Annotated in this window: 16 protein-coding genes; 6 read left to right on the forward strand and 10 right to left on the reverse strand. The window is 71.1% G+C overall.

What is annotated here, in order from left to right; translation table 11 throughout:
• Positions 1-44: 44 nt before the first annotated feature.
• The gene (locus ACIPJI_RS06165) at positions 45-914 is read right to left on the reverse strand and encodes a glycoside hydrolase family 19 protein (protein WP_373465421.1); all 870 of its coding nucleotides are present in this window, start codon (positions 912-914) and stop codon (positions 45-47) included.
• 179 nt (positions 915-1,093) lie between these two features.
• A complete protein-coding gene (locus ACIPJI_RS06170; RefSeq protein ID WP_402244792.1) occupies positions 1,094-2,587 on the reverse strand; it encodes a carboxylesterase/lipase family protein in 1,494 nt (497 codons plus the stop codon).
• 206 nt (positions 2,588-2,793) lie between these two features.
• Here ACIPJI_RS06170 and ACIPJI_RS06175 point away from each other — a divergent pair, with 206 nt between their 5' ends.
• The gene (locus ACIPJI_RS06175) at positions 2,794-3,066 is read left to right on the forward strand and encodes a DUF1876 domain-containing protein (RefSeq protein ID WP_159688898.1); all 273 of its coding nucleotides are present in this window, start codon (positions 2,794-2,796) and stop codon (positions 3,064-3,066) included.
• A gap of 58 nt (positions 3,067-3,124) precedes the next feature.
• On the opposite strand, the gene ACIPJI_RS06180 is transcribed toward ACIPJI_RS06175, so the two are convergent.
• Complete coding sequence (locus ACIPJI_RS06180; protein ID WP_402244794.1) at positions 3,125-3,853, reverse strand: DUF4232 domain-containing protein; 729 nt, start codon at positions 3,851-3,853, stop codon at positions 3,125-3,127.
• Positions 3,854-4,061: 208 nt separating this feature from the next.
• Here ACIPJI_RS06180 and ACIPJI_RS06185 point away from each other — a divergent pair, with 208 nt between their 5' ends.
• A complete protein-coding gene (locus ACIPJI_RS06185; protein WP_402244796.1) occupies positions 4,062-5,492 on the forward strand; it encodes a helix-turn-helix domain-containing protein in 1,431 nt (476 codons plus the stop codon).
• Positions 5,493-5,522: 30 nt separating this feature from the next.
• Here the strand turns inward: ACIPJI_RS06185 and argS are convergent, their stop codons facing one another.
• Positions 5,523-7,286, reverse strand: a complete 1,764-nt coding sequence (argS, locus tag ACIPJI_RS06190) for an arginine--tRNA ligase (protein WP_402244798.1) — start codon at positions 7,284-7,286, stop codon at positions 5,523-5,525.
• A gap of 200 nt (positions 7,287-7,486) precedes the next feature.
• Here argS and lysS point away from each other — a divergent pair, with 200 nt between their 5' ends.
• On the forward strand, positions 7,487-9,220 hold the full coding sequence (gene lysS / locus ACIPJI_RS06195) for a lysine--tRNA ligase (RefSeq protein WP_356624394.1): 1,734 nt from the start codon (positions 7,487-7,489) through the stop codon (positions 9,218-9,220).
• Positions 9,221-9,350: 130 nt separating this feature from the next.
• Complete coding sequence (locus tag ACIPJI_RS06200) at positions 9,351-9,548, forward strand: hypothetical protein (RefSeq protein ID WP_356624392.1); 198 nt, start codon at positions 9,351-9,353, stop codon at positions 9,546-9,548.
• Between the two features lie 43 nt (positions 9,549-9,591).
• On the opposite strand, the gene ACIPJI_RS06205 is transcribed toward ACIPJI_RS06200, so the two are convergent.
• The 3 genes from ACIPJI_RS06205 to ACIPJI_RS06215 all read right to left on the reverse strand — a co-directional run bounded on the left by ACIPJI_RS06205 (position 9,592) and on the right by ACIPJI_RS06215 (position 12,881).
• Positions 9,592-10,992 carry a DUF2637 domain-containing protein gene (locus tag ACIPJI_RS06205; RefSeq protein WP_402244800.1) on the reverse strand — a complete coding sequence of 467 codons (1,401 nt, stop codon included), beginning with the start codon at positions 10,990-10,992 and terminating at the stop codon, positions 9,592-9,594.
• A gap of 132 nt (positions 10,993-11,124) precedes the next feature.
• On the reverse strand, positions 11,125-11,838 hold the full coding sequence (locus ACIPJI_RS06210; protein WP_356624389.1) for a DUF3558 domain-containing protein: 714 nt from the start codon (positions 11,836-11,838) through the stop codon (positions 11,125-11,127).
• Between the two features lie 191 nt (positions 11,839-12,029).
• Positions 12,030-12,881: a DUF3558 domain-containing protein gene (locus tag ACIPJI_RS06215; RefSeq protein ID WP_356624387.1), complete on the reverse strand. Its 852-nt coding sequence runs from the start codon at positions 12,879-12,881 to the stop codon at positions 12,030-12,032.
• Positions 12,882-13,065: 184 nt separating this feature from the next.
• Here ACIPJI_RS06215 and ACIPJI_RS06220 point away from each other — a divergent pair, with 184 nt between their 5' ends.
• Positions 13,066-14,259, forward strand: coding sequence for an RtcB family protein (locus tag ACIPJI_RS06220; protein WP_356624386.1), 1,194 nt, complete (start codon positions 13,066-13,068; stop codon positions 14,257-14,259).
• Positions 14,260-14,325: 66 nt separating this feature from the next.
• Here the strand turns inward: ACIPJI_RS06220 and ACIPJI_RS06225 are convergent, their stop codons facing one another.
• The gene (locus tag ACIPJI_RS06225; protein WP_356624385.1) at positions 14,326-14,865 is read right to left on the reverse strand and encodes a GNAT family N-acetyltransferase; all 540 of its coding nucleotides are present in this window, start codon (positions 14,863-14,865) and stop codon (positions 14,326-14,328) included.
• The gene (locus ACIPJI_RS06230) at positions 14,865-15,629 is read right to left on the reverse strand and encodes an SDR family oxidoreductase (RefSeq protein ID WP_307707697.1); all 765 of its coding nucleotides are present in this window, start codon (positions 15,627-15,629) and stop codon (positions 14,865-14,867) included. Before ACIPJI_RS06230 ends, ACIPJI_RS06225 begins: the two co-directional genes overlap by 1 nt.
• Before the next feature lie 121 nt (positions 15,630-15,750).
• Between ACIPJI_RS06230 and ACIPJI_RS06235 the strand changes: the two genes are divergently transcribed.
• Positions 15,751-16,290, forward strand: coding sequence for a hypothetical protein (locus tag ACIPJI_RS06235; protein WP_402244803.1), 540 nt, complete (start codon positions 15,751-15,753; stop codon positions 16,288-16,290).
• An 18-nt stretch (positions 16,291-16,308) separates the two neighbouring features.
• On the opposite strand, the gene ACIPJI_RS06240 is transcribed toward ACIPJI_RS06235, so the two are convergent.
• Positions 16,309-17,811, reverse strand: a complete 1,503-nt coding sequence (locus ACIPJI_RS06240; protein ID WP_402244805.1) for an FAD-dependent monooxygenase — start codon at positions 17,809-17,811, stop codon at positions 16,309-16,311.
• Positions 17,812-17,857: the final 46 nt, after the last annotated feature.

Below are 17,857 nucleotides of genomic sequence, written 5' to 3' on the forward strand. Positions count from 1 at the left end.
ACGTCGTCTCCCCGGTCCGCGGCCCGTTCATGAGGTCCGGCGGCTCAGCAGTAGAGGTTCGAGCCCGCCGGCACGCCCAGGATCTGCGTGAACTGCTGGTACTTGGTCACCCGGCTCTGGACCTGCGCCGGGTTCTTGCCGTCGCACTCCAGGGAGCCGTTGATCGAGCGGATGGTGTGACCGAAGCCCGCCTGGTTGACCATGGCGTTGTGGCCGGTCATCGTGCCCGGGCCGTTCTGGGTGTTCCAGTACCAGAGGCCGGTCTTCCAGGCGACGGCCGCCTCGCGCTCCACCCGCCACGGGTTGTTCAGCAGGTCGATGCCGAGCGCGTCGCCCGCGGCCTTGTAGTTGAAGTTCCAGCTGAGCTGGATCGGGCCGCGGCCGTAGTAGGCGGCCTGTCCGGCCGGGCAGCCGTAGGGCCGGCTCCAGTCGCAGTAGTGCGGGTAGTTGGCGGTGTTCTGCTCGACGATGTGGACCAGGCCGCCGGTCTCGTGGCTGACGTTGGCGAGGAAGGCCGCCGCCTCCTGCTTCTTCACCGTGTCGCTGCCGGTGTTGGCGAAGGCCGGGTAGGCGCTCAGGGCCGCGGTGAGACCGCTGTACGTGTAGAAGGGGTTCCGGTTCGGGAACATCTGGTTGAACTGCGACTCGCTGACCACGAAGCCGGACGGGGACGGCGTGCCGCCACCGCCGCAGGTGTACGGGTCCCAGTACCAGGTGCTGATCGTCGGGCTGTAGCCCGGGTTGTCGTGCTCGGCTATGTAGTAGGAGCCGTTGTACCTGACAACGTTGCCAGCCGTGTACCACGCGCCCTGCTGCCAGTTCGGGGCGGTGTCGCAGGGGCCGGCGGCGGACGCGGAGGGCGTCAGGGCCACGGCGAGGCCGGTGGCCATGAGGACGGCGGTCAGCAGTGCCATGAGGCGGGTTCTCAGCACTCGATCACTCCTTTGAGCGCAACGGCCTTACCCGGAGCGGTAGTTGCTCTCCGGGTGCGGCCGCGGTGGGGGGCTGTGCGCACACTCAAGCGCGATTGACGTGATCGAGTCAAGGTATAGACCAATGTGACTTCCGGGTAAGTCCCGGAGGCTCAGCGGTCTCAGAGGCCCTTCCAGAAGGGGTGGTTGTGCTCCTTCGCCAGATCCGTGGGGTGGACACCTTCGGACGAGATGGCCGCGGTGTGCGGCGCGTCCGGCGTGTAGCGCTTCCACGGGGCGCGGCCGGTGCGCGCGAAGTCCGACCAGATTCCCGTCAGCGCGGCGGACAGGCGCCGCTGCTCCGCCGTCAGCGGCTCGGCCCATGCCAGGTCGAACAGATACGGCAGCTCGGCGAGGTGCGGGGCGCCGACCGGGAAGCTCGCCCGCGGGAAGTCCTTGAACCACGGGTTGTCCTGCTCGGAGAACTCGTACGCGTACGTCGGCGTTCGCGTGCCCAGCGCGTCATTGGTGGCGATCGCCGAACGTCCCCAGACGGCGTCCGTCATGGCCGCCGCGAGCGCCCGCCCGTACGAGCCGCCGTACGCGCTCGCCGGATATCGCGCGAGAACCTTCTCCGCGACCTCCGCGCCGTAGGCGCCCGTCACGTACGCACGGACGTCGTGCTCGTCGAGCAGCCGCTGCCGCGACAGCTCCAGGCCGTACACGCGGAACGTCTCCTCGTCGCGGTTGATGCCGTGCAGTACGGGAACGCGGTTGAAGCGTCCGGACGCGAACGCCTCGCGTGGGGTGTCGGGCAGCAACCGGGTGCCGTACACCGGGCCGTAGCGCGTCTCCTCGTCGTCGGCCGCCACCACCTCCGCCGCGGACACCGTGTGCAGGGGCTTGTCGAACTCGCGCTCCAAGTGCCGCGCGTTACGCAGGGCCTCGGCGCGGATCAGGGTCTCGTCGTCGTCCAGGCACGGGCCGCTCTGGAGCACTGCCCGGTGGAACAGGCCCGCCGACGCGGGTGAGACCAGGTTCGCGCAGATGCTGCGGGCGCCGCCCGACTCTCCGAACAGCGTCACATTGCGCGGGTCACCGCCGAAGGCCGCCGCGTTCGCCCGGACCCAGCGCAGGGCTGCTTGCTGGTCCTGGAGACCGAAGTTGCCGTCGCCCAGGTAGCCGAGGGCCCCGAGACGGTAGTTGACCGTCACGACGACGACATCGCCGCCTGCCGCGAGGCGCTGCGCCCCGTACATCGCCCCCTCGCCGTCCTCGTGGTCGCCGCCGTGCAGCCAGACCATGACCGGACGGGGTGCCGGCGCCTCGGCGCGCGGAGTCGTGACGTTGACGAAGAGGCAGTCCTCGGCGTCGCTCTTCGGGCCCTTGACCGGGATGGCGCCGGACTGCGCGCACGCCGCGCCGGGCTCGGTCGCGTCCCGTACGCCGCGCCAGGCGCGCACGGGCCGGGGCGCCTTCCAGCGCGCGGGCGGGGCGGCGTACGGGATCCCCTGGAAGACGCGGGCGGTCCCGGTGAGGGTGCCGCGTACCGCGCCGTCCGCCGTGCGTACGACGGGCGAGGGGCCGGTGGGCGCGCCGGCGGCCTCGCCGGTGCCGGTCAGGGTGCCGGCCGCGAGGGCGGCGACGGCGGCGATCACCACGGTTGTTTTCGACATGCCCGTGACGCTACGGAGACGGCGTCGCCGCGGGCAGCCGACGCACCCCCGTACCGCGGGTGTCGTCAGGTGCACCTCGCGCCGGGGGCCGGTCCCACCGGCAGGAACCGCACGGCGTGCGCGATCGGCCGCCGCCCTGGGCGCGCGCTCGCGTTCAGGGACCGTGCGGCGCACCCTTGAAGGGGTACCGCTGGAGGTGAACCGTCATGCAGACACTCGTCGGATGGCACATCGAGATGGAGTTCAAGGAGGACGGCGACCGGACCAGGGCGGCCGCCATGGTGAGGCTCGGTGACGGGACGGAGTACCGCGGACACGGAAACGCCAACAGGCACCACTCCGACCAGCCGCAACTGCTCGTCGGTGAGGAGATCGCAGGCGCCCGTGCGCTGATGGACCTCGCTTCCCAGCTCCTGCAGAAGGCGCACACGGAGATCGACCAGGCATCAGGAAGGCAGTCCCACCAGCTCCTGAGGTGAGCGGGAGACGGTGATCGGGGGCCCCGGCCGTCCCGGAGCCCCCGATCACCCGCACCGATCAGTACATGAGGGCGTCGTCCATCGAGCTCTGCCAGTGACTGACCGTCGTGGTGGTGTCGGTGTACGTGTCGGCCGGCAGGCGGATCACGGCGGGGGCGGCGTCGGTCGAGCCGGAGCCGCTGCGCGGGGCGAAGCTCACGGCGAGCCTGGCGGCCGTGTGACCGTCGTTCCCGCTGCCGTCCGCCGCCGCCAGCATGATCGAGGCGTAGGCGGACTCGCCCGGGGCGATGGTGACGACGGCCTGCGGCCTGCTGTCCTGGTCGACGGCCGTGGCGGCCTGCGCGTCGTCGAAGCGGAGCAGCGGCGCGTGGTACGCGTTGCACGGCTCGGAGCCCGTGTTGGTCATGGTGAGCAGCGCGTGGTTGATGGGCCGGCGCACCGTGCTGTAGGTGACCTTCACGTCCGCGCCGCAGGCGGTCATGACCGGGCCCGGGTCTTCGGATCCGCCACCGGAGCCTGCGGCGGCACCGCCGGCGGAGCCCGTGGTGCCGGTGCTGTCTCCGCTGTTCCCCTTGTCGTTGCCTGCCGGCTTGTCACCGGCCGGACTCGCGGACCTGGCCGGGGCCGCGGTCGGGTCCGGGGTCGGCTTCTGTGTGGCGGGAGCACTCGTGGAGAGGGCCGTGCCCTCGTCCCGGGCACCGGCGTCGCTCTGGCAGGCGGTGAGCGAGAGGGCCGCGATCAGGGCGGTGGCGGCGACGGCCGTGGTGCGGATCAGGTTGGTGCGCATGGTGGTGGTTCTCCCCGTTCATAAGGTCGTTCTCGGTCCATGCCTTGCGGCGTGATCACAGGTTGGCGAGGGGCGGATTCCGGCCGCAACGCCCGCCGGACCATTGGGGATGCCGGAATGCCTGCGCGTACTCTGACCTGGGTGGAAAGCCCTTGCCCGGAACGGCGTTCCGGGACGTGGCACCGGCATGACGTGGGGGAGAACAGCAGTGGCGACGACGCCGGAGGCCGAGCAGCTCGCGACCGTGCTGCGGCAGTTGAAGGACCGCTCCGGACTCAGCTACGGAGTGCTGGCCGCCAAGCTGCACGTCAGCACGTCGACGCTGCACCGCTACTGCAACGGCGACGCTGTTCCGGCCGAGTTCGCCTCCGTCGACCGGCTCGCGCGGCTGTGCGGTGCGCAGCGCGAGGAGTTGGTCGATCTGCACAGGCGGTGGATCCTCGCGGACGAGGCCCGCCGGCGTGGACGCGCCGGAGTGGAGACGGCGAGTTCGCCCGCCGTGCCGGTCGCGGCCGACGAGGAAACGGGTGCCGGGACCGACGTCACGGACGAGGGTGCGAGGGCCGACGTCACGGCCGAGGGTGCGAGGGCCGGCGTCTCGGCCGAGGCGTCCGGGTCCCCGGCAGCCTCCGCCCCTGCCGCGGACGAGCCCGCTCTGCCGCCGGCCACCGGCGACACCGTCGAGGGCGGCCCGCGGCCCGGCACCGTCGAGGGCGCCCGGCGCAAGGCCCTCCTCGTGGCCCTTGCCGCAGCCGTCGTCGTCGCGCTCGCCGTCCCCGTGGCAGTCGTCGCGAGCAATACCGGTGACTCCGGCGACACGGGCACCACGGCCGAGGGGCCTGCCCAATCCGTCGAACCGACGCGGGCCGCCGCGTCCCGTTCCGCCTCCGCCTCCGCCACCGGCTCCGCCTCGCCCTCGACGAGTGCCTCACCGAGCGACAGCCCGGACGCGAGCAACTCCCCCGCCGGCGCGACCGGGTCCGCAGAGCCGTCCCGGGACGGCAAGGCACCGGCCGGGACCGGCGGTGTGCCGCTGCGCGTGGGCGTCAGTTCGTACAACTGGGCCTCGCCGTGCGGGCAGTACTACGTGCTCGACGGGAAGTCGGCCAGCGTCCCTCCGCCACCTCCCCCGCAGGACTACCGAGGCTGGGCCCGCGCGCTCGGCGGCGTGGACGCCGGCCGTATGCAGCTCCAGCTGACCGCCACAGGCAGGACCGAGGACTCGGTCGTCATCAACGCCGTGCACGTGCGGACCGTGGCGCGGGGCGCGGCACTGGCCTGGAACGCGTACTCGATGGGCGAGGGGTGCGGCAGCGGCGTCACCCCGCAGACCTTCGACATCGACCTCGACGCGGGCCGCCCCGTCGTGAAACCCGTCGCGGGAACGGACGGGGACCTGACCGTGCCCGCCAAGGACTTCCCGTACAAGGTGGCGTCGAACGATCCGCAGGTTCTCAACTTCGACGTGCACACCGAGGCGCACGACGTCAGCTGGTACCTGGAGGTCGCCTGGAGCAGCGGCGACCGGAGCGGGACCGTCCGCGTCGACGACGGCGGCAGGCCGTTCCGTACCAGCGCCGCGGAAGGCCGCCCCATGTACGACTACTGGCCGGACAAGGGCGAGTGGGTGGCTCGCTGACTCGTCCGGCCAGTGGGTAAGACCGTGTGATCAGAGGCGCTCGGGCGTCCGGATGCCCAGCAGCGCCATGCCCTGGTGCAGCGTGCGCCCGGTCAGGTCGACGAGGAAGAGGCGGTTCTCCACGACCTCCGCCGGGTTGTCCGCGCTCAGCACGTGGCACTGGTCGTAGAACGTCGTCAGGTGCGAGGCCAGCTGGTACAGGTACGCGGCCAGCTTGTGCGGCTCGTACGAGGACGCCACCTCGGCCAGCACCTCACCGAACTGGTCCAGGTGCAGACCGAGCGCGCGCTCCGCCGGGGCGAGCGCGAGCTCCGGGTGCGCGACCGGGCTGCGGTCGCCCGCCTTGCGCTTGATCGACTGGATACGGGCGTACGCGTACTGGAGGTACACGGACGTGTCGCCGTTCAGCGACACCATCTGGTCCAGGTCGAACTTGTAGTCGCGCACCGCGGACGTCGACAGGTCGGCGTACTTCACCGCGCCGACGCCCACGTACCGGCCGTTCTCGACGATCTCCTGCTCGCTCAGGCCCACCTTCTCGGCCTTCTCGCGCACCACCGCCGTCGCACGGTCGATCGCCTCGTCCAGCAGGTCCACCAGACGCACCGTCTCGCCCTCACGGGTCTTGAACGGCTTGCCGTCCTTGCCCAGCACGGTGCCGAAGGCCAGCTGGACCGCCTTGACCTTGTCGTTCAGCCAGCCGGCCCGGCGGGCGGTCTCGAAGACCATCTTGAAGTGCAGGGACTGGCGGGCGTCCACGACGTACACGAGGGTGTCCGCGCCGAGGTTCTGCACCCGGTCGCGGATCGCGGAGAGGTCCGTGGCGGCGTAGCCGTAGCCGCCGTTGGACTTCTTCACGATCAGCGGGACCGGATTGCCGTCGGGGCCCTTCACGTCGTCGAAGAACACGCACAGCGCGCCCTCGGAGCGCACGGCGACGCCGGACTCCTCGAGGATGCGGCAGGTCTCGTCGAGCATGTCGTTGTACCCGGACTCACCGACGATGTCGGGGTCCCGGATCTCCATGTCGAGCTTCTCGAAGACCGAGTAGAAGTAGATCTTCGACTCGTCGACGAACTTCTGCCACAGCGAAAGGGTCTCCTCGTCGCCGGCCTGGAGGTCCACCACCCGGCGCCTGGCCCGGTCCTTGAACTCCTCGTCGGAGTCGAACAGGGTGCGCGAGGCCTTGTAGAGGCGGTTCAGGTTGGACATCGCCTCCTCACCGGAGACGCCGTCCCTGTGGTCCAGCTCGTGCGGGTGCTCGATCAGGTACTGGATGAGCATGCCGAACTGGGTGCCCCAGTCGCCGATGTGGTGGCGACGGACCACCTTCTCGCCGGTGAACTCCAGGATCTGCACCATCGCGTCGCCGATCACGGCGGACCGCAGATGCCCGACGTGCATCTCCTTGGCCACGTTGGGCTGCGCGTAGTCGATCACCGTGGTGCCGGGCTCCGCGGCGAAAGGCACGCCGAGACGGTCGTCGGCCGCACGCGCGGCCAGCGTCCGCGTGATGGCCTCGTCGGTGATCGTGATGTTCAGGAAGCCGGGGCCGGAGACCTCGATGTCCCCGAGGACGTCGTTCGGGCCGATGGCGTCCACGACCTCGGCCGCCAGCTCGCGGGGATTGCCCCCCAGCTTCTTGGCCAGCGCCAGGATGCCGTTGGCCTGGAAGTCGGCCCGGTCGCTTCGTCGCAGCAGGGGGTCGGCGGCACCGGCCTCCGGCAGGGCTGCCGTGAGGGCGTCCGCGAGGCGCTGCTGCACATTCGAGGCGAGGGAAGGGACCGAGGCCATGAGCTTCCGTTCCGATAGGAGAAGGTCTGTTGCGGTTGTCAAGTATCCCATGGAGACACAAGCGGTTTCCCGGAACAATGAGCCGCGCCCCGCAGGGCCCGGAGCGATCGGCTCCGTCTGGGAGAATGGCTGGGAGCTCTGGCTCCGCCCAGCTCCGCCCCAGCTTCAGCCAGCTTCGAGAAGCTTCGAGAAAGAAGGACGTGCCGACCGTGGCTCAGAGCAGCACCGAGACCGACTGGGTCTCCCGTTTCGCGGACGAGGTCATCGCCGAGTCGGAGCGACGTGCGCCTGGCAAACCGGTCGTCGTCGCGTCCGGACTGTCCCCCTCCGGCCCCATCCACCTGGGCAACCTCCGCGAGGTCATGACCCCGCACCTGGTCGCCGACGAGATCCGGCGGCGCGGCCACGAGGTCCGCCATCTGATCTCCTGGGACGACTACGACCGCTACCGCAAGGTGCCGGCCGGGGTCGAGGGCATCGACGAGTCCTGGGCGGAGCACATCGGCAAGCCGCTCACCTCGGTTCCCGCGCCCGCCGGCTCGGCCCACCCGAACTGGGCCGAGCACTTCAAGGCCGCGATGACCGCCGCCCTGGACGAGCTGGGCGTCGAGTACGACGGGATCAGCCAGACCGAGCAGTACACGTCGGGCGCCTACCGCGAGCAGATCCTGCACGCGATGAGGCACCGCGGCGACATCGACGCGATCCTCGACCAGTACCGCACCAAGAAGGCCCCCGCGAAGAAGTCGCAGAAGCCGGTCGACGAGGCCGAGCTCGAGGCCGCGGAGGGCTCAGGCGCGGCCGCGGAGGACGACGGCAGCGGCGGCGCCGGCGGGTACTACCCGTACAAGCCCTACTGCGGGCAGTGCGGCAAGGACCTGACCACGGTCACCTCGTACGACGACGGGACCACGGAGCTGGCGTACACCTGCACCGCCTGCACCTTCAGCGAGACCGTCCGGCTGAGCGAGTTCAACCGCGGCAAGCTCGTCTGGAAGGTCGACTGGCCGATGCGCTGGGCATACGAAGGAGTGATCTTCGAGCCGAGCGGCGTCGACCACTCCTCCCCGGGCTCGTCCTTCGTCGTCGGCGGGCAGATCGTCCGCGAGATCTTCGACGGCGTCCAGCCGATCGGCCCCATGTACGCCTTCGTCGGCATCAGCGGCATGGCCAAGATGTCGTCGTCGCGCGGCGGCGTGCCGACCCCGGCCGACGCGCTGAAGATCATGGAGGCGCCGCTGCTGCGCTGGCTGTACGCCCGCCGCCGGCCCAACCAGTCCTTCAAGATCGCCTTCGACCAGGAGATCCAGCGGCTCTACGACGAGTGGGACAAGCTCGCCGCGAAGGTCGAGGACGGCAGCGCGCTGCCGGCCGACGCCGCCGCGTACTCGCGGGCCGTCCGCACCGCCGCCGGTGAGCTGCCGCGCACCCCGCGTCCGCTGCCCTACCGCACGCTCGCCTCCGTCGTCGACATCACCGGCGGCCACGACGAGCAGACCCTGCGCATCCTCAGCGACCTCGACCCGGCGAACCCGCTCTCCTCGCTCGACGAGGCACGGCCGCGGCTCGACCGCGCCGAGAACTGGATCACCACCCAGGTCCCGGCCGACCAGCGCACCGTGGTCCGCGCCGAGCCCGACACCGAGCTGCTCGCCTCCCTGGACGACGAGGGCCGTGAGTCGCTGCGGCTGCTGCTGGAGGGTCTGGACACGCACTGGTCCCTGGACGGCCTGACCACGCTCGTCTACGGCGTGCCGAAGGTGATGGCCGGTCTGGAGCCGGACGCCAAGCCCACGCCGGAGCTGAAGATCGCCCAGCGCTCGTTCTTCGCCCTGCTGTACCGCCTGCTCGTCAGCCGCGAGACCGGACCGCGTCTGCCCACGCTGCTGCTCGCGGTGGGTGCGGACCGGGTCCGCAAGCTGCTGGCCGCCTGACGACCGTGCCCCGCAGGGCCCTCGCCCCGTGAGGGGTGAGGGCCCTGCGGCGTCTGTGCACCCTTCGGCCTACCCCGGGATCCGCCGTGCGCACGACGAAGCGGCCACGGCACCGGGAGACGGTGGAGGCATGAAGGAAATCGCGGCGATCATCGGCTGGGTCACCGGCGTCCAGGGCGTACTGGGCTGGGCCGGCCTCACCTTCGGCGACAAGCCCTGGGGCATGCTCCACACATGGTGGGAGATCCCGGCGGCCGGCTACATCGCCGTCGCCGTGGCGGGAGTGGCGCTCGCGCTCGTGGCGGAGACCGCCAAGAAGCGGGCGTGACGCGGAGGGCGCCAGGAAGCGGGTGACGTGGGGGCCCGCCCCGTCACGCGATGTGCTCGGCCTCCAGGTCGGCCTGGTGACGGTTCTTGAACTCGGGCATCAGGCGGCGCAGGAGCGCCCCGCTGCGCGGGTGGTTCACGCCGTGGCGGTCGGCGAGCAGTATGTCGAGGTGGTCGGCCTTCGGCCAGTCGTTGTTCTCTTTGACGTACGTCCTGAACACCGGGTACGCGAGCTCCGCGAACTCCTTGTCCTCGGCCGTGTAATCGGGGGCGGGCTCGGACGCGGGCTCGTCGTAAGGCCCCTCGACGCCCCCGTCCGCGTAGGGCTCCGCCGGCTCCTGCCGGGCGTACGGCTGCTGGTAGGGCACGGCCTGCTGCTGCGGGGCGTAGGGCCCCTGCTGCTCGTACGGCCCGTCCTGCGCCTGCGAGTCGGGGGACGGCCCCGAGCCGAGCGGGCGGGTGCGGCCGGGGCCCGCGGGCACCGGCACCGGGTGGGGCTCCAGGCCTTCCACGTACGTCGGGTTGTACGCGCGCTCGTACGCGTCCTGCGGAACCTGCGGGGCCGCGAACCACGGGCTCTCGTGGGAGCCCGGACCCTCGTACGCCTCCTCGGCGGGGACCTTTGAGGCCGGCTCGTCACGCCGGGCCGCGACCGCACGGTCCGGCTCACGCCGGGACGGCGGCTCCGCCTCGCCGCCCACCGGCAGCTCCGGCTGCGCCGAGGTCTGCGCCACCGGCGCAGGGGGCAGCAGCACCGGCTCGATACCCGCGGCCGCCAGGCCCGCCGGGGCGGTCTGCGCCAGCGGCACGCCGAACTTCGCCAGCCGCAGCGGCATCAGCGCCTCGATCGGGGCCTTGCGCCGCCACGCCCGGCCGAAACGTGCCTGAAGGCGGGCCTGGTAGATCAGCCGGTCCTGCTCGAGCTTGATCACCTGCTCGTAGCTGCGCAGCTCCCACAGCTTCATCCGCCGCCACAGCTTGAACGTCGGGACGGGGGAGAGCAGCCAGCGGGTGAGCCGCACGCCCTCCATGTGCTTGTCGGCCGTGATGTCCGCGATCCGGCCCACCGCGTGCCTGGCCGCCTCGACGGCCACGACGAACAGGATCGGGATGACGGCGTGCATGCCGACACCGAGCGGATCCGGCCACGCCGCCGCGCCGTTGAACGCGATCGTCGCGAAGGTCAGCAGCCAGGCCGTCTGGCGCAGCAGCGGGAAAGGAATCCGCATCCACGTCAGCAGCAGGTCGAGCGCCAGCAGCACACAGATGCCGGCGTCGATGCCGATGGGGAAGACCAGGGAGAAGTCGCCGAAGCCCTTCTGCTCCGCGAGCTCGCGCACGGCGGCGTACGACCCGGCGAAACCGATCGCGGCGATGATCAACGCGCCCGCGACGACGACCCCGATGAGTATTCGGTGCGTGCGTGTCAGCTGCATCGCGGCCACCCGCGACCCCTCCCCAATTCCTGGACCGGCTTTCCGCACAGGCCCGTGCGCGGATCCTGAACCGGCGGGCACAGCCTGGCACATGCCACCGGAGTCCGGTCCTCCGGGCTCCAGGCGTTACGTACTTGTGTACTACTTGTTGGCCGTGGCGACCGAGGCCACTGCCTCCTTGGCGGCCTTGAGGGCGGCCTTCGTCAGGTCGGCGGCGGAGGGGTTCTTCGCGCCCGCGTAACCCGTGCCGTTGTACGTGAGCGTCACCACACCGTTCTCGGTGCGGGCCACGATGGTGGCGTAGGTGAAGTCCTCGTCGGTCTTGCGCAGCGTGTAGTTGACCGTCGTCGCCTCGTCGCCCACACCCGGGGCCGGCGAGGTCTTGACGTCCTTCGCGCCCTCGGTGCCCTTGGCCTTCGCGATCTCCTTGGCGTACGACTCCACGGCGCGCTGCTCGCCGCTCACGGCGAGCGAGGCGTCGGAGTCGTAGCGCAGGAACGAGACATCGAGCCAGCGGTACTGCGAGCCCTTCACGCCGTTGTCGTCCAGGCCGTTCCAGGAACAGCTGCCGCGCCGCGCGATGTCCGACGACTTGCCGGCCGTGCCGTTCTTGGACTTGGTGCCGGGCACCAGGTCCTCGATCGTCTTCTCCGCGATCGAGTCGCACGGACTCGGCAGCTTGCCGAACCTGGCGGGAGCGACGGTCGGGGACTTCTTGGCCTCGGGGGCGGCGGAGGAAGAAGCGGAGTCCTTGGGGGCGCTGTCGGAGTCCGAGGAGCAGCCTGCGACGACGAGCATCACCGGGACGGCGGCGCAGGCGAGTATGCGGGTGAGTCGCGGGGCTGAACGGTGCATGGTTCCTTCAGTCGGTCAGGTACTCGGTCGGTCAGGTACTCGGTCGATCGGTCAGGCAACCGGTCGGTGAGGCGGTCGGTCCGTCGGGCCGGCCGCCGGACGGACCGGCGAGGCCACCGTACGCGGACGCGACACAGCTGTGGGCCGGACCGTTGAACGCGCGAACGGGAGAACCCGGGCCGCGAGGCCGCTCACTCGTCGAACTGCTCCGCCAGCTTCCGGGCCAGACTCTGCGCCTTTTCCTGCAGTTCCTTGCTGTCGGGCACTCCTCCGGTCACGGCCGGCTGCTCGCCGTAGACGACGGTGACGATCACATTGGATGTGCGGAACACCACGCTCACCGTGCGGCGCTGAACCGTGGAACCGGCGCGGCCGAGCACATCGTCCAGGAACGCCGCGTCACCGAGCCCTTCGAGCGCCCGGGGCTCGAGACCCTCGAGAGCGGGAGCTGAGGAGGACGTACCGGCGGACGTGGAGGCCCCGGCCGCCGTGTCCGTGGATGCTCCGGCACGCGGGCCGGCGCCGCTCGAACTCCCGGCCGTGGGGCTCTGGGTGGCCGACGGCGAGGCACTGTCCGTCTCCGGCTCGTCCGTCGGGGGCGCGATCGGGACGGAAGCGGAACCCTGCTTCTTCTCGAAGACCTCCTGCGCGCGGTCGTCGTCGCTGACGGCCGGGTCGTAGGAGACGACACGTTCGAATTCCACCCGCAGCTGGTGGGAGGCGTCCGGGGCGTCGCCCTTCCAACTGCACCCGACCCGGCGGTCCGTGTCGTAGGTGACGGCGGCGGTGCCGCGCAAGACCTTCTGCTGCTGCTCCTCGGGCAGCGTCACGGTGCCCGGCAGCAGGTCCTTCAGCGTGGAACGCTCGACGGACCCGCACGGCTCGAGAAGCGTGCGGTACCTGCCGGGGGGCGCCGCGGAGGCTTTGGCCCCGTTGACCTTGGCGTCGAGGTCGGAGCCTTCGGTGCCGTCGCCGGCGGTGCAGCCGGTCACGAGCGCCGCGAGAAGCGCCGCCACGCCGGGCACGTACGCCTTTCGTTGCACGCCCGGGCTCCCTTCTGTCTGTGCTCCGCGCCGCTCTCACGGCGAAAACTGGTTGCCGCCGTTCGGAGGCCGATGGACACAATGTCTATCGCACACGCTGCCGTGGTCGCCGGTCTGTCGAGTCTTTCGCTGTCATTGGTCACGTCATTTGCGTTTCACGCCGTTCCGGGGGAATCGAGTAAATATGTCGTACGTGGAGATGCCGGGCGCCAAGGTCCCGATCCGCATGTGGACCGACCCTTCGACGGTCGAGGACGTCGCGTTGCAGCAGCTGCGGAACGTGGCCACGCTGCCGTGGATCAAGGGCCTCGCCGTGATGCCGGACGTCCACTACGGCAAGGGCGCCACCGTGGGCTCGGTGATCGCGATGCACGGTGCGGTCTGCCCGGCCGCTGTCGGTGTGGACATCGGCTGCGGTATGTCGGCGGTGCGGACCTCGCTGACGGCCAACGACCTGCCGGGTGACCTCTCGCGGCTCCGTACCCGGATCGAGCAGGCCATCCCGGTGGGGCGCGGGATGCACGACGAGATGGTCGACCCCGGCAGGGTGTACGGCCTCCAGGCCGGCGGCTGGGACGGACTCTGGGACCGGTTCGACACCGTGGCCGACGCGGTGAAGTTCCGCCGGGAGCGGGCCACCAAGCAGATGGGGACGCTGGGCGGCGGCAACCACTTCGTCGAGGTGTGCGTCGACACGTCCGGTGCCGTATGGCTCATGCTGCACTCCGGTTCGCGGAACATCGGCAAGGAGCTCGCGGAACACCACATCGGTGAGGCGCAGAAGCTTCCCCACAACCAGGGGCTGGTCGACCGCGACCTGGCGGTGTTCGTCTCCGACACCCCGCAGATGGCGGCCTACCGAAACGACCTCTTCTGGGCGCAGGAGTACGCGAAGTACAACCGCGCGGTCATGATGGGGCTCCTCAAGGAAGTGATCCGCAAGGAGTTCCGTAAGGCCAAGGTCAGCTTCGAGCAGGAGATCAGCTGCCACCACAACTACGTGGCCGAGGAGCGGTACGCGGGCATGGACCTGCTGGTCACGCGCAAGGGCGCGATCCGGGCCGGCAGCGGTGACTTCGGGATCATCCCCGGCTCGATGGGCACCGGCTCGTACATCGTGAAGGGCCTCGGCAACGAGGCGTCCTTCAACTCGGCCTCGCACGGCGCCGGCCGCAAGATGAGCCGGAACGCGGCGAAGCGGCGCTTCTCCGCGCGTGACCTGGAGGAGCAGACGCGGGGCGTCGAGTGCCGTAAGGACTCCGGCGTCGTGGACGAGATCCCGGGCGCGTACAAGCCGATCGAGAAGGTCATCGACCAGCAGCGGGACCTGGTCGAGGTCGTCGCCAAGCTGAAGCAGGTCGTCTGTGTGAAGGGCTGAGGGCCTCAGGCCCGATGCCTTCCCGGCGGGCCCCGGACCGGATCGGTCCGGGGCCCGCCGCATGTCTCAGCCGCTCGCCACCGGCAGGGACTTGTGGAAGAACGTCGTCGGGCGCAGCGTGCCGGAAGGGTCGGCGGCGTAGTCGGGGAGCGTGCCGAGGACCGACCAGCCCGAGGTGCGGTAGAGGCGCTCCGCCGCGCTGCCGGTCTGGGTGTCCAGCATCAGCAGGGTGCGGCCGGACGCGCCGGCGAAGGCCTCGGCCGTGGCGAGGAGACGGCGGGCGCTGCCGCGCCCACGGGCCGCGCGGTGGACCAGGAGCTTGGCTATCTCGGCGCGGTGCCGGCCGTTGGGAGACGTCTCGAGTCTGAGCTGGACGGTGCCTATGAGCCGGCCGCCGTCGTGAGCGGCCCAGAGGACCACGCGTTCGTCGGCGAGGTCGGGGGCGAGGGAGTGCCACCAGGCCTCGGCCTGTGCGGAGGTGAGGGACGAGGTGAAGCCCACGGAGGCGCCGTCGTCCACCGCGTCGAGAAGCAGCGCGGCGAGATCGGGGGCAGCGGCGGGCAGCGCGGCCGGGGTCAGCCGGGTGATGGCCGGGCCGTCGGTCATCACAGCTCCCTGTGCACCTTCGAGTTGGACGCCTGGGCGCGGGGCCTGACGACCAGGAGGTCGATGTTGACGTGCGGCGGGCGGGTGACGGCCCAGGTGATGGTGTCCGCCACGTCGTCGGCGGTGAGCGGCTCCGCCACACCCGCGTAGACCTTGGCGGCCTTGTCGGTGTCGCCGCGGAAGCGGGTGGTCGCGAACTCCTCCGTCCTGACCATGCCCGGGGCGACCTCGATCACCCGGACCGGGGTGCCGACGATCTCCAGCCGGAGGGTCTCGGCGAGGACGTGCTCGCCGTGCTTGGCGGCGACATAACCGCCGCCGCCCTCGTAGGTGCTGAGGCCCGCGGTGGACGAGAGGATCACGACCGTGCCGTCGCCGCTCGCGGTGAGCGCCGGAAGCAGGGCCTGGGTGAGGTTGAGCGTGCCGATGACGTTGACCTCGAACATGTGCCGCCAGTCGGCCGGATCGCCGGTGGCGACCGGGTCGGCGCCCAGGGCGCCGCCCGCGTTGTTCACCAGGACGTCGCAACGCTCGAGGGTGGCGGCGAAGGAGTCGACGGCGGGGCGGTCAGTGACGTCGAGGGCGTAGGCGGTGGCCTGGTGGCCGGCGGCGGTGAGCTCGGCGGCGAGCGCCTCGATGCGGTCCTTGCGGCGGGCGGTGAGGACCACGTGATAGCCGGCGGCGGCCAGTTGGCGCCCGGTGGCCGCACCGATGCCACTACTGGCCCCGGTGACGACGGCGACGGGTGTCCCAGCGGTGCTCATGTCGTAGCTCCTCGCGCGTGTGATCGATGGTGATCGCGACGCCGCCAGAATAAATCGGCAGGACGCGCCGGAGTTCACGGGCAATCACCTGTATTTTCGGGCAATAGGTATCTTCTGGCTCATGTATGCGATGCGAAGGGCCCTGTCGGCGGGGGCCGCGGCCGTACTGCTGCTGATCGGCGCGGGGGCGGCGAGTGCGGGCGTCGACGGTGGGGGCGGTGACGATGGCGGTATCGGCGGCCGGGGTGTGGACGGCGGGAACGTCGCGGGCATCGCGCCGGAGGCCGACGTGGCGCACCACGGACGGGTCTCGCTGACCGGCGGACGGATCGCGATCTCTGTGACGACGATGAACCACGGTCCCTCCGACCTCGCCGGGGTGACCGTGCGGCTCATCCTGTCCGTGCCGCCGGCCGGTACGCCGAAGCTGCCCCGCGGGTGCCTGCGGGCTGCCGAGCGGGAGTTGCTGTGCGCGACGGGCACCCTGCCCGCGGACGGACCGGGCCGGACCGTCGGCCTGGAGCTGGGCACTGTGGGCAGCCCGCACGAGGTCGTGCTGCACGTCGCCACCGCGTGGAACGGCGGGGCGAGCGACCGGAACCCGGAGAACGACGAGCACCGGGTGCTGGTCCCTGCCACCGGGGACCCGTACATCTTCTGACGGCCGGGCCTGCCGGGGTCACCGCGGTGTGCCGGCTCCCGACGCCCAGGCGATGTAGCCGTCGGGGCGGACGAGGAGCGCGGTGCGCCGGTCCGTCGTCCAGTGGGCCCGTATGACGCGGCCGGGGGCGGGCGGGACGTCGGGCTCGCTGCCGGGAGGGCCCACCAGGACGAACTCGCCCTCGCGGAGCAGTTCGTAGAGCCGGCCCTCGGCGAGCCGCAGGTCGGGTGCGCGCCGTCCGGTGAGGCGGTGGGAGCCGCGAGGTGCGCCGTAGGAGATGCCGATGCCGGAGATCATGCCCATCGCCTTGGCGGAGGCGGGGCGGACGGCGCTCAGGAAGGCAGCGGCCAGTGAGCGTGCCGCGCGCCGGAACGGGGTGCGGGCCATGGCGAGGCGCACGATGGCGCCGCTGCTGCGCAGCACCGCCGCGCCGACCGGGTGGCGCTCCGACTCGTAGCTGTCGAGCAGGACTTCGGGGTCGGGGGCACGGCCCAGGACGACGGAGGCGAGCTTCCAGGAGAGGTTCGCCGCGTCCTGGAGACCGGTGTTCATGCCCTGGCCGCCGGCGGGGGAGTGGACGTGCGCGGCGTCACCGGCGAGGAAGACGCGGCCCTTGCGGTAGGACGGCGCCTGGCGTTCGTCGCTGTGGAAGCGGGAGATCCAGCGGGCGTCGTGCATTCCGAAGTCGGTCCCGAGGGCGCGACGGGCGATGTCGCGGACCTCGTCGAGGCCGACGGGCTCGTCGTCGGCCACCTGACGGCCGCGGTTCCAACCCATGACGCGGTACCAGCCGTCGCCGAAGGGGGCGATGAAGGCGAACGCGTCACCCACGCCGTTGACCGTGAGGAGGTCGGCGGGCTCTTCGGTGAGCTTCACATCGGCGAGCACGATGGACCTGATCACCGAAACGCCGGGGAAGGGCAGGCCGATGGCGTCGCGCACGGCGCTGCGCACGCCGTCGGTACCGACCACGTAGCGCGCGCGAAGGGTCCGCGTGCCGGTCGCGTCCGTCGCCCGCGCGGTGACGGAGGAGTCGGAGAGCTCCAGGCCCGTGAGCTTTGTCCCGTACCGGAAGTCGACGCCGGCGGCCAGGGCGCGGCGCTCCAGCAGCTTCTCCACCTCGTACTGCGGGGTGATGAGGAGGAACGGGAAGCGGGAGGGCAGCCGGGACAGGTCGAGGGACAGGCGCCGGAACAGCCTGAGGCCGGTGATCGGGGTGCCGTGGCGCACCAGCTCGTCGGCGAGACCACGGGCGTCGAGCAGCTCCAGGGTGCGTGCGTGCACGCCGAAGGCACGGGTGATGTTGCTTCTCTCGTGGGGGCGGCGCTCGAGGAGTGTGACGCTGACGCCCGCGGCGGCCAGGTCGCCGGCGAGCAGCATCCCGGTCGGTCCCGCCCCTACGACCAGTACATCGGTGTCGAACCCGGCGCCGGGGCGGAGTGGAGCGGACTCGGTGACGGGAGTGGTCCGTGGCGTGGTGCGGTGATTGTCCGTGCTTCCGGTGCTGGGCCTGCCGGTCATGGCTGCCTCCTGGTCCGGGCGCCCGAAGGGCTGCGCCGATGGTCAA

Origin of the sequence: Streptomyces sp. NPDC086835, assembly GCF_044745705.1 — a bacterium.
Lineage (GTDB): Bacteria > Actinomycetota > Actinomycetes > Streptomycetales > Streptomycetaceae > Streptomyces.